The sequence below is a fragment of the Mycoplasmopsis arginini genome (genome assembly GCF_900660725.1).
Classification (GTDB): Bacteria; Bacillota_I; Bacilli_A; order Mycoplasmatales; family Metamycoplasmataceae; genus Metamycoplasma; species Metamycoplasma arginini.
This window is the reverse complement of the sequence record NZ_LR215044.1, coordinates 240,074-256,181: the sequence shown is the minus strand read 5'-3', so window position 1 is coordinate 256,181 and position 16,108 is coordinate 240,074. Positions and strand designations below refer to the sequence as shown.

The 16,108-nt window shown below is 27.5% G+C and carries 18 protein-coding genes; 9 read left to right on the top strand and 9 right to left on the bottom strand.

Features of this window, described 5'->3' with window-relative positions:
* Positions 1–10: 10 nt before the first annotated feature.
* Entirely contained in the window at positions 11–3,121 is a 3,111-nt protein-coding gene (locus tag EXC38_RS01145) for a type I restriction endonuclease subunit R (RefSeq protein ID WP_129694533.1), read from the bottom strand.
* Between the two features lie 12 nt (positions 3,122–3,133).
* Complete coding sequence (locus tag EXC38_RS01140) at positions 3,134–4,498, bottom strand: RNA-binding domain-containing protein (RefSeq protein WP_129694532.1); 1,365 nt, start codon at positions 4,496–4,498, stop codon at positions 3,134–3,136.
* A 139-nt stretch (positions 4,499–4,637) separates the two neighbouring features.
* Between EXC38_RS01140 and EXC38_RS01135 the strand changes: the two genes are divergently transcribed.
* The 4 genes from EXC38_RS01135 to EXC38_RS01120 all read left to right on the top strand — a co-directional run bounded on the left by EXC38_RS01135 (position 4,638) and on the right by EXC38_RS01120 (position 7,346).
* Positions 4,638–5,246 (top strand): restriction endonuclease subunit S, encoded by a 609-nt coding sequence (locus EXC38_RS01135; RefSeq protein ID WP_165056848.1) that lies wholly within the window; start codon positions 4,638–4,640, stop codon positions 5,244–5,246.
* Between the two features lie 129 nt (positions 5,247–5,375).
* The gene (locus EXC38_RS01130) at positions 5,376–5,846 is read left to right on the top strand and encodes a restriction endonuclease subunit S domain-containing protein (RefSeq protein ID WP_129694530.1); all 471 of its coding nucleotides are present in this window, start codon (positions 5,376–5,378) and stop codon (positions 5,844–5,846) included.
* A gap of 75 nt (positions 5,847–5,921) precedes the next feature.
* Positions 5,922–6,509 carry a restriction endonuclease subunit S gene (locus EXC38_RS01125; RefSeq protein ID WP_129694529.1) on the top strand — a complete coding sequence of 196 codons (588 nt, stop codon included), beginning with the start codon at positions 5,922–5,924 and terminating at the stop codon, positions 6,507–6,509.
* Between the two features lie 36 nt (positions 6,510–6,545).
* A complete protein-coding gene (locus tag EXC38_RS01120) occupies positions 6,546–7,346 on the top strand; it encodes a tyrosine-type recombinase/integrase (protein ID WP_129694528.1) in 801 nt (266 codons plus the stop codon).
* On the opposite strand, the gene EXC38_RS01115 is transcribed toward EXC38_RS01120, so the two are convergent.
* Complete coding sequence (locus EXC38_RS01115; RefSeq protein WP_129694527.1) at positions 7,347–8,447, bottom strand: restriction endonuclease subunit S; 1,101 nt, start codon at positions 8,445–8,447, stop codon at positions 7,347–7,349.
* A gap of 6 nt (positions 8,448–8,453) precedes the next feature.
* Between EXC38_RS01115 and EXC38_RS01110 the strand changes: the two genes are divergently transcribed.
* The gene (locus EXC38_RS01110) at positions 8,454–8,948 is read left to right on the top strand and encodes a restriction endonuclease subunit S (RefSeq protein ID WP_129694526.1); all 495 of its coding nucleotides are present in this window, start codon (positions 8,454–8,456) and stop codon (positions 8,946–8,948) included.
* Here EXC38_RS01110 and EXC38_RS01105 read toward each other — a convergent pair.
* Together EXC38_RS01105 and EXC38_RS01100 are read right to left on the bottom strand one after the other, a co-directional pair.
* Complete coding sequence (locus tag EXC38_RS01105; RefSeq protein ID WP_165056847.1) at positions 8,928–10,406, bottom strand: type I restriction-modification system subunit M; 1,479 nt, start codon at positions 10,404–10,406, stop codon at positions 8,928–8,930. The two genes, EXC38_RS01110 and EXC38_RS01105, sit on opposite strands and share 21 nt — an antisense overlap.
* Positions 10,407–10,421: 15 nt before the next feature.
* Positions 10,422–10,628, bottom strand: coding sequence for a helix-turn-helix domain-containing protein (locus EXC38_RS01100; protein WP_129694524.1), 207 nt, complete (start codon positions 10,626–10,628; stop codon positions 10,422–10,424).
* A 195-nt stretch (positions 10,629–10,823) separates the two neighbouring features.
* Here EXC38_RS01100 and EXC38_RS01095 point away from each other — a divergent pair, with 195 nt between their 5' ends.
* Complete coding sequence (locus EXC38_RS01095) at positions 10,824–11,501, top strand: IS30 family transposase (RefSeq protein ID WP_129694523.1); 678 nt, start codon at positions 10,824–10,826, stop codon at positions 11,499–11,501.
* Positions 11,502–11,540: 39 nt separating this feature from the next.
* Here EXC38_RS01095 and EXC38_RS01090 read toward each other — a convergent pair whose 3' ends face one another.
* The 4 genes from EXC38_RS01090 to EXC38_RS01075 form a co-directional block, all read right to left on the bottom strand.
* Complete coding sequence (locus EXC38_RS01090; RefSeq protein WP_129694522.1) at positions 11,541–12,287, bottom strand: DUF4238 domain-containing protein; 747 nt, start codon at positions 12,285–12,287, stop codon at positions 11,541–11,543.
* A gap of 21 nt (positions 12,288–12,308) precedes the next feature.
* Positions 12,309–12,830, bottom strand: coding sequence for a cyclophilin-like fold protein (locus EXC38_RS01085; RefSeq protein WP_197723424.1), 522 nt, complete (start codon positions 12,828–12,830; stop codon positions 12,309–12,311).
* Positions 12,831–13,184, bottom strand: a complete 354-nt coding sequence (locus tag EXC38_RS01080) for an ATP-binding domain-containing protein (RefSeq protein WP_330445409.1) — start codon at positions 13,182–13,184, stop codon at positions 12,831–12,833.
* Positions 13,185–13,295: 111 nt separating this feature from the next.
* Complete coding sequence (locus EXC38_RS01075; protein ID WP_129694520.1) at positions 13,296–14,627, bottom strand: nuclease-related domain-containing DEAD/DEAH box helicase; 1,332 nt, start codon at positions 14,625–14,627, stop codon at positions 13,296–13,298.
* Between the two features lie 68 nt (positions 14,628–14,695).
* On the opposite strand from EXC38_RS01075, the gene EXC38_RS01070 reads away from it, so the two are divergent.
* The 3 genes from EXC38_RS01070 to EXC38_RS01060 are packed head-to-tail and all read left to right on the top strand — an operon-like array spanning position 14,696 to position 16,105.
* Positions 14,696–15,091, top strand: coding sequence for a helix-turn-helix domain-containing protein (locus EXC38_RS01070; protein ID WP_129694519.1), 396 nt, complete (start codon positions 14,696–14,698; stop codon positions 15,089–15,091).
* Positions 15,082–15,690 carry an IS3 family transposase gene (locus EXC38_RS01065; protein WP_129694518.1) on the top strand — a complete coding sequence of 203 codons (609 nt, stop codon included), beginning with the start codon at positions 15,082–15,084 and terminating at the stop codon, positions 15,688–15,690. The genes EXC38_RS01070 and EXC38_RS01065 overlap by 10 nt, the downstream gene beginning before the upstream one ends.
* Complete coding sequence (locus EXC38_RS01060; protein ID WP_220096544.1) at positions 15,614–16,105, top strand: IS3 family transposase; 492 nt, start codon at positions 15,614–15,616, stop codon at positions 16,103–16,105. The genes EXC38_RS01065 and EXC38_RS01060 overlap by 77 nt, the downstream gene beginning before the upstream one ends.
* The last annotated feature ends 3 nt before the right edge of the window (positions 16,106–16,108 follow it).

Here is a 16,108-nt window from a genome sequence, read left to right as displayed (position 1 = left end):
CACTCATCTTCTAAAATTCATTCATTATATATTCAGCTTGTTTAATAACATCATCTACAGCTGATTTAGTATATTCAGGTGGATATTTATATTTCTTTAAACATTCTTTAATCTTAGTTCTCATTTTAGCTCTAGTAGATTCTTTATTAGACCAGTCGGTTTGAGCATATTCCTCAACAACTTCTTTTAATTCTCTAGCAATTAATTTCAATGTTTCATCACATAATAAATCTTGAGCCGATTTATCTCTAACTAGTGCATCATAGAATGCTCTTTCTCTACCAAATATACCTAATTTATTAGCTTCTTTTTCATCGGATACCATTTCACTAGCAAAACTTACTAAATCAACAATTGTAGTTTCAGGTTCAAAATTAGCATCTCTGTCGTTATATTTTTCAAGAATCTTTCTTAATCTCTTAGAATATTCTTGTGATTTAAAATAATTGTTCTTTCTTGATTCTGCAATCGCTCTTTCAAGTAATTTCTTAACTATTTCAACAAATACATGAGGTGGATTTTTCTTTCTTAATTCTTCAATTTTTTCTTTACTTAATAAATCTATGACATTAATTGAAGAATCTTTATCTTTTGTTAATACTTTAACTTCATCACCTTTAATTGCATCAGCTAATAATTCTGATACATATTCATTCATTTCTTTTGTAGAAATAACTCCAGGTTTATTACGAAGCTTTAATATGTAACTTCTAATAGCTAAATAATACATTACATCATTTTTTTCATCGGGTGTAACAATACCACCACATACAACAAATGCTTGTTTTATAGCCAATGATAAGTCATTAATAAATGGCTCTTCTCTCTTCTTTTTATCAGATAAAATGAATTGAGCACCTTCTTGAATTGCCGTAAATCTTGTTAATGAATCTTTACTATAGAATTTAGATTTTTCAATCTTATAGAACCATTCGTTCAAGATACTTAATTTTTCTTTTAAAATAGTGTAAATTTCTTTCTTGATATCTTGAACATTAGTTTCTCTATCTCTATCAGTATATTCAGTTAACGCATTTTCCAATGCTTCATTTAAGCCGATATAATCAACAATTAAACCATAATATTTACCTGGATATACACGATTTACACGAGCAATAGCTTGCATAAGATTATATGATTTTAATCTCTTAATAAAATACATACAATCTAAATCTGGTACGTCAAAACCAGTAAGTCACATATCAACTACAATTGCAATTTTGTATTTTGATGTATCTTTCTTGAATTCTTCACCTAATTCTTTTCTATAATCGCTATTACCAAATAATTTTCTTTGTTCTTCAGTATCTTTATTAGATTCAGTAACAACTAAAATTACTTGTTCTTTTAAATCGGGTCTTAATTCTTCAGTTATCTTTTTATATAATTTAGCAGCTGCAATTCTTGTTTGACATACAATCATTGCTTTGCCATTTAAGAATCCTTTTCTTTCCTCATAATGAGCTAAGATATCCTTTGCAAAAAGTTCAATCATATCATCACCTTCTAATATGACTTTAATTTTAGACATTTCAGCCTTAGAACGTTCTATAGAATTCTTATCAGCTTTTTCGTTTTTTTCAATATCAGTATAATATTCATCAATTTGTTTTAATATCTCATCATTAGTCCATACTTTGGCTAAGCGTGATTCATAATATAATTTAACTGTTGAACCATCAATAACTGATTGAGTCATATCGTAAACATCGATAATATCACCAAAAATATCAGTTGTTTGTTTATCTTTTGTAGATACTGGTGTTCCAGTAAAACCAATAAATGTTGCATTAGGAAGAGCATCTCTTATATATTTTTCAACACCATATTTAAATACTGCTTCCATTTCTTCGGTTTCAGCATTCTTTTCATAATGAACTGTTTCATAAATGCCATAATGCCCTCTATGAGCTTCATCAGTCATGACAATAATGTTATTTCTTTCATTCTTTGGTAGATTTTCTTTATCAAATTTACCAACGGTTGTAAGAATAATACCACCTTGTTTTATAGTAGATAATTTCTTAACTAAATCTTCTCTTGATGTAGCAATTGCAGCTTCACACTTTAAATAATTTCTTGCACTATAAAATGTTTTATATAATTGATCGTCTAAGTCAATTCTATCTGTTAGCATTACAATTGTAGGAACATTTAATGATTTTTCTAACAATAATCTATGAGCTAACATAACCATTGAAAATGATTTACCACTACCTTGTGTATGCCATATAATACCAGCTTTACCATTACCATTTGGTTTAACAGTTTTGATAATAGAATCTAGCGCTTTATTAACACCAAAATATTGATGATATTGAGCCATTATCTTAACTGGTTTCTCATTTTTATCAATAATGAAGAAAATGTTGTTTTTAATGAAATCAATTAGCCGTTTTTTCTCAAATAAACCATCAAATAAAATATTCAATTTGGTTACACAAGAATCATCGTATCCTTTTTCACCTTCAACACTTTTCCATTCGTTATATCTATCAATCTTAGATGTTAATGTACCAACTTTAGTATAAACACCATCAGATATAACTAAAAAAGCATTATAATTGAATAATGTCGGAATATCATATCTATATCCATCATGTTCCGAATTAGATCCGAGTTGTGAATATGCATGTTCTAATGTCGCATTAGTAGCATCTTCATCAAATGATTTTAATTCCATTACAATTAAAGGTAATCCATTGATATACACAATTACATCAGGTATTCTTGTATTTTTACCTTCTTTAAATTTAACTTGATGGCAAACTTGAAATACATTATTTTCAGGATTATTAAAATCAATAAATTTAATTAATGGATTGACTTGATAATCTTTAGATTCTATTGTAATTCCATCAATTAAAATCTTATGAAAATCAAAATTGCGTTCAAATAAAGATGGATTTTCTAATCTTTTTATAGCATTAATAGCATCTTCAATGATATTCATATCAGATATCTTATTAATCTTAATAAGGCATTCTTTTAATAAATCTTCATTAATGAATTCATCTAATGTACGATTTAATATCCAATTATCATTTTCATCTATCAATTCATATCCTTTATTTTGAAGTAAGGATATTATAGTCTCTTCAATCACACTTTCATATACCATAATTTCACCACCTTAATCTATAACTTCCCAATAACCTGAAACTTTATTTCCAATTCTTACAATTTTTTTAGCTTCTTTTAATCTATCTAATGATCTTTGTACTGTTCTAGCCGTCTTACCAACTTTTTGGGCTATTTCTTCTCTTGTATAAACCGGATTTTCTTTCAATAAGAGTATAACTTCACTATCTAATTCATTGACTCTTTTAGGAATTTCTTTAGTGACATCACTAGTGACATCCTTGGTGACATTTAGAGTGACATTGTTTCTATAGAAACTAAATCTAAATCCAAATTCATTGTTATAGTATTCGTATTTAACATTATTGGCAGCACATAGTTCTAATACTTTTCTTATTCCGCTTCCTTGAACTTCAACATTCTTAGAGCGATATAAAACATCTAATATCTTCCTGTTTCTAGGCATTGATTGAATTCTACGTTCAGCAAAATCTTCTGGTTTATAATTAATTGGAAACTCACCAGGATTATAAATATCAATCATCGTTGGAGTTATATCAATTTCATGTTCTGTAATTGAACGATAATTAGCATGAGCAAATGCATTGACAACAATTTCTCTTACAGCATCAACTGGTACTTCTGGTATTTCGATTCTTGATGTACTTTTACCATCAAATTCAACTCTCCAGTTCATATGTTGATTAATATATACTGTTGCGATATCTATCAAATTATAAATATTATCATGAACCCTATTAATATCTAAAAAATTTATTCTTTGGTCTGTAGCATAAACAGCCATTTTTAAAACAGTTGGTTCCTTTGATGAGAATAGGAAATAGCCAGCATTTGTTAACTTGTCATCAACCATCAATCCCAACATTCTTAATAACTCTTTTTCATCATATTCTTCGAGAGGTTCTAACCTTCCGCAATTGACTGCTCTTGCATAAAAACTCTTTAATGCTTTAGAATCTACATCTTCAATCTCAAATGTAGTTATATTATTTTCCCAAATAGATGAATAATCTGTATCAAGCATCATATGTTTTAATTCATCAGGTGTCATGCCCTCAGCTCTATCATGAACTCTCTTATAATATCTGCCATAAGATGAATATGGCCTTTCAGTTCCAGCAAACTCAACTTTAATAACACTTAAGCCATCTAGCATCTCCTCTTTAATTGAAGGATAAATCATTGGTTTAATTGCAGTTTTAATATGTGTTGCTACATCATCTAATGAACTATCACTTACTATTTGTCCACATACATCTCCATTTGGTTTGACTCCAAAATATAGAACGCCTTTACCATGCTTATTTAAAATGGCACAAATATCATCCATTGCGTCCCTAAGTTCACCTGTTGTTTTTTTAAATTCCAATGTTTCGTTTTCTTTTCCTAAATTCATATGGACATATCCTATCAATTAAATAAAAAATATTATATCATAAATAATTTAAAATGTCACTAGTTTTGTCACTAATTATGTCACTAGTTTTGTCATTGTTTATAATTTCATAGTTAACACTATAGGAACAATAGATGATTTGATTGAAAAAAAACAAATTGAGTATAACAAAAAACTTAAATATTTATTATTCTTACTTGACAAAAGTGAATCTGATAAAACAAATACCTTTGGTTATGTTTTTAAATCTTTTAATGGTGGAACATTTGAAAGCAAATATTATGTTACAAATTCAAATAAAAAACTTATAACTATTAAAAATATTGATGATAGCGGTTTTAACACTAATAATGTTTCACAACTTTCAGAAGAAAAAGCAGATAATAAATATCTATTATCAATCGGCGATATTGTTTTAACTATGACTGGAAACATAGGGCGTTCAGGGATAGTCGATGAAAATAATTGTTATTTAAATCAGAGAGTACTTAAAATAACATCGGATTCTTCTAGCTATCTTTTTGCGTATCTACATAAATATAAAAAAGAAATTATTCAGTTAGGCAAAGGAACCGCTCAACTCAATTTATCATTAGATGATTTAAAAGAATTGAAAGTTTTTAATTCCTATAATGAAATTACATCCTTTAAAAAATATGATTGTCTATACAGTTCTTTATTAAATTGTAAATTGGTAATCAAAAAAGCTAAGCAAATTAAACAATTATTACTATCAAAATATTTCTAGCTAATTAACACTATAGGAACAATAGATGATTTAATTGAATTTAACAATAAAATTACAGATAAATTGCATACTTTTTCAGATTTAATTTATCAAAATTATCTAATAAACACCGATAACACGTCCATTGTTATGTTAGGTAATTGTTGTGAAATAAAAACAGGTAAATTAAATGTTGAAGCCTCAAGTATTAATGGCAAATATCCATTTTTCACATGTGGCAAGGATGGACTACTTATTGATGACTATGCATTTGACTGTAAAGCTATAATTGTTGCAGGAAATGGTGAGATATCTTGTAAATACTATGAAGGTAAATTTAATGCTTATCAAAGGACATATGTTCTATCACCAACAAAATACTTCTATTTATTTCAAAAGGCATGTGAGTTTGGAATAAATGATTTAATCATTAATTCTCAAGGTTCAGTTATAAAGTTCATTACTAAAGGAGTGCTTGAAGTAATTTCAATTCCTCTAAACAATGAAACTATAACAACAAATCAAAAACTCGCTTCGCTTTATGATTTAATGTTCAAATATAAGAAAATGAATAATAAATTAAAGCAAATAAAGCAAAATTTGTTATCAAAATATTTCTAGCTAATTAACACTATAGGAAGTGTCGATGATTTACTTGAAAATTATCAGTCAAGAATCAACAAAATATGCGAAATATTGGATATTTCATTAAAAAAATATCCTGATAAAACGACATTTGAATATCACAATCCAAACATAATTAAATCAGGAATAACTTTATTTGACAAAACTAAGGTGTATGTGGATACTTCTACCATAGAAGGTATCAACAACATTTCTGAAGGTGAAATTATTAGTTATAACAAGAGACCTTCTAGAGCAAATATGCAACCAGTAAAAAATAGTGTATGATTTGCTAAAATGAAAGGCTCTAATAAAAAACTAATAATTACTAATAATGACATTGATTTAATTGACAATTATATATTATCAACAGGATTCTTAGGATTAGAAGCATCTAAAAAACTTCCTTTAACTTTTCTTTCTGCTATTATAATTTCAAATGATTTTAATCTTCAGCGTGATTTAAATTCAGTTGGAACAACAATGGCTGGTGTTAATAATGATACTTTCATTAAAATATTAGTGCCTTTATTAGATGATAATGAACTAAATGATTATGAATTAAAATATCATTATTATATCGATGAATTATCATTATTAAGAAGAAAAATAAACAAACTAAAAGAAATAAAATCTCAATTATTAGATAAATACTTTTAGTATGTGATATACCTTCAAATAATTAGGAGGTATCATATGAAAGATTTTAAAAATTTCTTACTTCATCAAAATTTATCTAAAAATACAATTGATGCATATGAAACAGCTGTAGAAATGTATAATAGAGATTTTGATGAAATCACAAAACAAAATTTATTAGCCTTTAAAGCTGTCTTGGTTGACAAATATAAAGGTAAAACAGTTAATTTAAGAATTCAAGGTATAAATAAATATCTTGAATTTATCGGTAAAGATAAGTTGAAACTAAAATATATCAAAGTTCAACAAAAAAGTTATCTTGAAAATGTAATAAGTGACGCTGATTATGAATTTTTCAAGAATAAACTTATTAAAGATGGCAATCTTGAATGGTATTTCGTTGCACGATTCTTGGGCGCAACTGGAGCTCGTGTATCAGAATTAATTCAATTTAAATACGAACATCTAAAACGTGGATATATCGATTTATATACTAAATCAGGTAAAATACGAAGGATATTCATACCAAAAAGGCTTCGTATAAAAGCAATAGAATATTATGATTCTATTGGAAGAATCGAAGGCTATCTATTTTTAAATAAAAATGGTAAACAAATAACTACAAGAGGGATTGCTCACCAATTAAAGGCACTTGGTGAAAAATTAAAAATGAATCTAAAAGTCATTTATCCCCATTCTTTTAGGCATAGATTCGCAAAAAACTTTCTAGAAAAAAGAAAAGATATAGCCTTGTTGGCTGATTTAATGGGCCATGAGTCCATTGAAACAACAAGGATATATCTTCGTAAAACCAGTGAAGAGCAACAAGCTATTGTTGATAAAATAATAGATTGGTAATTAAAAATATTTATTAAGGAGATTGGATTTTATATTTTTCAAATATTCAATCTTCTTTTTATTTTGTAATAATAATTTAAATAATGAGTTCAAATACATTTTATCTTCTAGTCCAATGTCAGCATATTGTAAATGTTGAATTGATTTAGAAGCATGTAATATTGTAGTGCCTTGTGAATGATCAGCTATAATTTTCTGATTCAAATCACTATTTATTCCAAAATAAACCAATCCTTTATTAATATCATTACATTTAAGATTATAAATACCAGATGAATAAGCACCAACTAGTCCAATATTATTTCTTCCTGGCGCACCATCAAATGCACATAATATATCATCGAATTTAGAAATAACTAGTTCGTTATCTAATTTAACATGGGTAGTACCGATGGCATTTAAATCGCCCACTCTTAAATAATTAATCATATTATCTTTCTTAATATCGCTATAATTCGATGAACCAACTTCGCATCCTTTAGAGAATTCGACTATTTCAGAAAGATTTTTAGTTTGAATATTATTTAATTTATTGATTTTTATTAGACCAATTTGAATGATTTTTTCGTTTTGTTTTACCAAATTTTCAAGTAAATCATCGACACTTCCTATAGTGTTAACTATGTGTTGTTGTAGGGCATAATCAACAACCGGAATTAATAAATCCCCATATTGCTCTGCATTGATATTATTACGAGTGCTTCCAGTGAATAAAGACGAAACTTGGTTCCAATAAGATTTGCTTTGACAGTAGTATCCCAAATATTGAGGATTAATCAAAGTGGGATCAATAGAGAATTTTATTAAGAATCCGGCAAACACAGTATTTGGCTTTATATTTTTACAAAAAAAATTTCTGCCAGTACTATTGCCAGTTCTTGCAAATACTATATCATTTTTATTCAAAACATATTTATTCCAATTTTTATAAAGATTTGGATTAATGCATGTTTCCAATGTGTAAGGTGCATATCCGTTATCATCAATATCTGTAATTCTTAGATATTGTGGATATTTTGAATTATAATCACATGATGATGCTCCAATGCCATAAACACCTTTATTTGGATTTGATAAATTTTTAATTTTTTGATAGTTCATAACTATATGAGAACATTTAAAATAAAAGAGATTTCTGAAATTATAAATGGTGCTACACCTTCAACTAGTAATCCTTTATATTGGGATGGAAGTATTCCTTGGATTACGCCAAAAGATTTAACAGATTTTCATAATCGCTATATAAATAGCGGTCATTCTTTTATTACAGAAGAAGGGTATAAAAGTTGCTCTACAAAAATGTTACCAATCGGAACAATCTTGTTATCATCAAGAGCACCTATAGGCTATTTAGCTATTGCCAACAAAGAAATGTGTACGAATCAGGGTTTTAAATCTATAATATGCAATTCACAATATATAAATAATTTATATATGTTTTATTGGTTATCCACTAAAATAAACTATTTGCAGCAAATATCTAGTGGGGCAACATTCAAAGAATTATCAAAAGATAATCTTGAAAATGTAGAAATAAATCTTCCAACACTTGCCGAACAACAACACATAGTTAACACTATACTATTTCATTTCTTCTTCTAAAATCTCTTTAATTTTTTCTTCTAGTTCCTTACCCTCCTTCATTAATTCAAATAATTCAGCAGATGCTTTTCTTAATTCCTCTTGAATTTCTTCAGGAGATAATTTATTTGATTCATCTGCTCCTACATATCTTCCCGGATTTAAAGAATAATCTTTTGATTTAATTTCTTCTAAATCTGCTTTTTTGCAAAATGCAGGTATATCTTTAAGACTGTTATTTTTAAAGTCTTTATAGGCTTTTACAATTTTATTAATATCAGCTTCTTCTAATACTCGTATCTTTTTTGATATAAGCTTACCCATCGAATCAGCATTAATAAATAATACATCAGTGTTAGTCTTTTCCTTATTTAAAACCCAACATTGAACAGAAAGTCTAACATTAGCAAATAATTTATTAGGTAATGCTAAAATTGCTTCAACTTTACCTTGTTCTATCATTGCTTTTCTTATTTTGTAATCATCAGCTGTATTTGATGTAGTTGCACCATTGGGCATAAGAATAGCTGCTTTACCACGTGGTGCTAATTTAGCATACATTAATGATAACCATGCATAGTTACCATTTTTTTCATTTGGTTTACCAAATACTCATCTCGGGTCTCCGGCTAATGATGGTTTCCAATATTCTTTTAGGTTATATGGTGGATTGGCAATTATAAAATCTGCTCTTAATGTTTTATGTAAGTCATCAGTAAATGAATTGCCATTCCTTTCACCAAGATTTCCTTCAAGACCACGAATAGCTAAATTCATCTTAGCCATCTTCCACGTTCCAGGATTTGATTCTTGACCGAATATAGAAATATTATCAACTTGTCCTTGATGTTCTTTTACGAATTTAGAACATTGAACGAACATACCACCAGAACCACAACATGGGTCATATACTCTACCTCTATATGGTTCTAGAATATCTACCATTAATTCAACTACTGATTTAGGTGTAAAGAATTCTCCGCCTTTTGTAGGAATATATTTAGCAAATTCTCCTACATAATATTCATAAACTTGGCCGAAGAAATCTCCATCAACCCCTTCCATATTTAAATTATTAGTAAAGAAATCAACTAATTCACCTAACGCTGTTTTATCTAAATCGCTCTTAGAATAAGTCTTAGGTAAAATACCTTTTAATTGATTATTATTTTTTTCAAGTTCAATAAAAGCATTATCGATAATTTGACCTAAGCCATCTTGTTTAGAATGTGATGCTACATGACTCCATAATGCATTCTTGGGAACGATAAAAACATGGTCAGAGATATAATAATCTTCATCATCTTCTCTGCCATCTCCAACTTTCTTTAATTCATTATATTTAGCAACATATTTATCACTAACATATTTTAAGAAAACTAGTCCTAATACTACATTTTTATAATCTGCAGGATCAACTTTATCTCTTAGTTTTTCCGCTGCTTTCCATAATATATCTTCCTTAATTATTTGTGACATAGTTAACATTATCTCCTATTCTTCTATTACTTTAATATCAAATTCTTTAAATAATTCTTTAAGTTTTACTTTAGCAAGTTTAGTTGGCTCATATTTTCCATTTTCTCATCTATTAACTGACTGAAAAGACACACCAAGTTTAGATGCAAGTTTTTCTTGGGATATATTCATTCTAGCTCTAAGTAAAACTATCATTTCAGGATAATTTACTTTCTCTTTCATAAACGTTACCCACCTTTTACATTATATAACGAATTATACCACTTTTTCGTCTATAAATCTATTATATTAAGAAAATTTAAAAATTAAAAATATGGCGTTCCAGTATACGTAAGTAATCTGGCGCCATATTTTTTGTCCTTTGTATAATATATATAACATCAAAAATCCATTACGAAAGGACACATTAATTATAATATGAACAGTAAAATAATTAATAATTCTAAAAAAGTTTTTTGTATAAAGATATCAAAATTGATTCAAAATAAGTATAAATTTTTGCAAAAACGTTCAGTAGCAAATCTTATTAATGACTTCAAAAAATATGCTAAAGAAAATAATATTGAAATTGTAATACCATCTTTACAAGCTATTTATTATCTAATAAATAGTCATAAACTTATTGATTTTAAGATTTTTCCAATTAAGAAAACGATTACAGGTTTAAAAAGAAAGAAAAGAATGGCAAAACGCTCAAGAATTACCTTTGCTAAAAGTATTGAAGAAAGACCAGAATATATTAATAATAGAAGTGAATTTGGTCATTATGAAATTGATACTGTAATTCTTAATAAAAGATCAAAATATTGTTACTTAACCTTATTAGAAAGAAAAAGTCGAAAACTATTTATTAAAGTCATTCAAAGAAACTCCGATTCAATGGCAAATGGACTAAAAACCATTATTAAAGAAAACAAATTAAAAATTAAGAGTATAACAATGGACAACGGATCTGAAAATGTTAAATTAAATACTATTGATAAGAAAATTGATATTTACGTCTGCCATCCCTATTGCTCCTTTGAAAAAGGTTCTATTGAAAATTGTCATAAATTTATTAGACAATTTATATCAAAGGGGATTAAAAGAAAATAAGCCTTAATGACGAATTTGTTTTAAAAGTGCAAAACGAAATTAATTCTTTAAATCGTAATTATAGTTTTCAAACATTACGCTACAGCTAGCCATCAATTCACCATATTGATATTTACCACTCTTTATTTGCTTCAAAATATAAGACATTTTAGAAATATCAATGCCGCCAGTAATCATATGGAATCCTTCATATTCACTGCACATTCCGCAATCAGTCAAGATATATTCTTTATCTTTTGGAGTATCCCAAAATGCTATATAAGATTCTAAAAATGGCATAGCCCAAGCCAGCATTTCTCTTGTAGCTAGAGGGTTTAATGCAATATCTCTTATATTGTTGGTTTTAGCAAAAACCTTTAAAGTTCTTAAATACAATTCGTTATTGGAAAGATTTAAGTCCTTTGTCTTTTTCAAGAAAGAATATTCTCGATATACATTAATATAATGTTCAGCGTTATGTTCGAAGCTTTTTAAAATACCACAAAATTGATCTTCAGATTGTGTTCTTACACTACAAATCAACATATATCGTTTCAAAGTTTCTAACTCTGTTCTTGTAAGAACGACATCTCCATCAACCAATATCTTATTGTTAAGAATGTTTGAAACTCGACTTTCAATATTAAAATTTACTAGCTTCTCAATCTCTTCATCATAAATGTCATCTTTATAAAAAACTTTGTGAGGTCTTTTACTTTCATCTATTCTACCAGTATGCACATCAAATACATTTATTGCGTTAGAAAAACGCCTAATAATGAATTGTGAAACATAATGATTTTTCATTTTAAGACCTTCTTTCGTTCTTTATTCTAGACTTAGTGTAATAACAACATCTTCATCACCAAGTAAATCTATTAATTCACTTTTAGATAAATTGATGTGGCCTAATTTCGTATAAGACCAAGTATTAGAATCATAGAATAATACTATTTGATTTGATGAGTATAAAACTATATCTCCTGGATTAGTAGTAATTCTAGTATCAGCTGATGGTAATGTAGAACCAATTGAACCTACCTGCTCAAATCCACCATACTTACTCATATTTATAGTTAATCCATCTTTAGCAAGATTCTTAAAAGCTTTTACTGAATCATTATCAGCCCATATTACATCTACTTCTATGCCATCTATTTTTAATGTTAATTTCATATTTTCAGTTTCATCTTCCTTAGTTGTTTGATTATCATCTGATGGAGTAGTAATTGTTGTACTGGGCTCATCAGTAGCTGGTTGAGTTAGTGAATTATTATTCTTGTTACAGCTAACTAAACAAAAAATTGCAATAAAGCATGCAATAATGATGCTATCTTTAAACAATCTCATTTATTTTATTATTCCTTTCATAATTCCAATCAACTGTCTAGTTTTATCAGGATTTGGGAATGTTTCACTAAATCTTCTCTCAATAACTTCTTTAAAGTTAACATTATTTTTATTAATAAAAATGAATAACCTCTTTTTTGCACGCGAAGCTGCAACATAAAATGATTTATTATTTTCATCGAAAATGTCGTTATTTATATCTGTAATAATAACATCATCAGCCTCTAATCCCTTAAAAGTAGGACACGTAAAAACTTTTGTTTTCTTGCCATTCATTTTAACAGTATTAGTGCCAGAATCATTAATGATTACATCTTTCAAATTTGATACCTTCAATGAATCAGCGCGAGAAATAATTACTCTGTCATTACCTGTTTCTTTAGATAATTTGTCGACAAGATTACCTATTTTTGTTTTTAATTCATCACCAGTATTATAGATATAAAAATTTGATGGTTCACCAGTCTAAGCCTTATCATATAAGACAGGCTTTAATTCAATTAGTGAATATGCTGTAGCAGCTATATTTTTTGTATTTCTACAATTTTTATATAAAGTCAATTTAGAATCAACATTTTGTATGTATGTAGGAAGCTTTTTAGAATTTACCAATTGGTTCTTATCATAGAAGATGAAGAAAGATGTATTTTTCTTATCATCAATAGGGTTTTCTCCATATTCATAAAATAATTCTAGTATCTTTGAATCATCAGCTCTTTCACGCCCGAAGTCTTGACCTTCGTCAACGATAATATGTTGATACTCGAATTTATCTTCTATTATTTCCGTTTCAAGAATATCTTTTAAATCATAATAGCTTAACGAATCTAAAGACGTTTTACATTTCTTACATCCAAATGCATCTAGAGTATAAAAATAAACATTCTTTAAATCACTTGAATAACATTTGTGTAACCACTCTCGAAGATTTTTGTTATAGCAAAGAAACAATACTTTTTCACCACTATTAGATAACCTTCTAGCTCTTTCAACAGCGACTAATGTCTTACCAGTTCCACTTGCGCCACTTATTGCTGCTGTCCTTTGGTGCCTCAAGAAATCAAGAATTACGAACTGCTCATCTAGTAATTCTATATAAGTTTGTTCATAATCTTTTTTTACATTTACAATAGCTTTAAATGTTGGGCATAATACTTTACTATATAAATTCATAGCATCAGAATAGGACAATGAATGTTTATAACCAGGACCATCTTCGATAAGTTCTTCTTCATATTTACATACAATATGAACTTTATCCATACGTTCCATCAAAGCTTTTACTTGTGAGATTGTTTCATCTTTATACAACAATGCCTCACGAGTCATTATTATTTCTTTTACCACATTTGGACCAAAATCCGTATTTTGTATTTCTTCTTTAGTATATTTTGGAAACCACACTGCTACCATGAATTTACAACTATTAATATTATCTTTGTATTCAGGATATGTTTTTCTTAACTTATTGAATAAATTATGTTGTCCAGAAAACGCCTGATCGAACGGATCTTTCATATTTATTTCTTTTACAGTTCCATTCTCATTTTTAACATACTTCCATTGTCCGTTTTCATTTCTAGAAACTCTAGCATTCTTACATTCCATAAAAAGGCACCCATAATTCGGGTTGAAAATAAGAAAATCTATTTCATTTTCATTTAAGCCTTTATCTGGTATTAATTGAACTAATCTATACGAATGAAAGACATAGTAATCATTTGGCAATTTTTGAAGGGCCTCAAACATATCTTTTTCACCACTTTTTGGTTCAAAATAACCATCTGTCGGAATCATAATAGCCAAAATCTATAATGAACCCCAAAAGTTAGACCAAGTAATTTGGAAAAACTTTTGGGGTTTTTATGAAATTGAAGTTAGAAGATAAGATAAATATAATTAAACTAATAGAAGAAAATGAAACTAAAAAAAATATAATGAACTTGTGTAATATATCAAAAAGTAGATTAAATACTATTTACTCTTTGTATAAAATTCATGGTTATCAAGGATTAGTTAGAAAACATAATAATAAATATTCATATGATTTTAAAATTCAAATTATTAAAGAAATTAAAAATGGTGAGCCAATGAATAAAATAGCTAATAAATTGAATATAAATGTTGGTTTAATTTATTCATGATTCAAAAAATATTCAAATTTAGATTATAATGGTCTTAATAGAAAACAAGGAAGGCCTAGAAAAATGAAATTTGAATATCAAAAAAAGATAAAAATGATTTATGTGAAATGCAAATAAAGATCAAGGAACTTGAAGAGCGCAATTCTCAATTAGAAATGGAGAATGATTTACTAAAAAAATTGAGAGCCTTGGTTCTACAAAGGAAACAGCAACAAAAAAAAGAAAAAGTAATTGTTGTGTATGAATCAAGGCACAAATATCAATTTAAAAGTATGTTAGTATTTTTCAAATTATCAAAATCAACATATTTTTATATTTTAAAATCTTTTAAGAAAATAGATAAAGATTCCCCAATTAAGGATTTAATTTTAGAAATTTTCAAAAAAAATAAATCTCGATATGGGTATCGTAGAATAACTTTAGAACTTAAAAATAGAGGTTTTGTTGTAAATCACAAAAAAGTAAGGCGTTTAATGAATGAATTGAATATTTTTGGCATTAAACCAAAGGCTAAATATAAATCTTATAAAGGCAAAATAGGTAAAACCTGTAAAAATTTACTTTTAAATAAAATTATAGATAAGCAAAAAAACATAACCTTTTTTGAAAGAAATTTTAAAACAGAAAAAAGTAAACTAAATATGAAGCACTGATGTTTCTGAGTTTCATATTCCTTCAGGAAAACTTTACCTTTCGCCAATAATTGACGCACATAATAGAGAAATAATTTCTTATTCTGTTTCTAGGTCGCCTAATTTTAAACAAATTAAGGATATGTTAGATCGTGCTTTTGAGAAACATAAAAATTTAGACGGTTTAATTTTTCATTCAGATCAAGGCTGACAATATCAGATGGAAGAATATCGAAACATTTTAAAACAAAAAAATATTTTACAAAGTATGTCTAGAAAAGGAAATTGCTATGATAATTGCATAATTGAAATTTTTTTTGGCACAATGAAAAACGAAATGTTCTACGGTCATGAATATGAGTTTAATTCATTAGATGAATTGGAACAAGCAATTCATAAATATATAAAGTACTATAATGAAAAAAGAATAATTACAAAATTAAAAGGAATGACGCCTAAGAAGTATAGGTATCATTCCGTAAAAAGCAATTCGAATTAATTT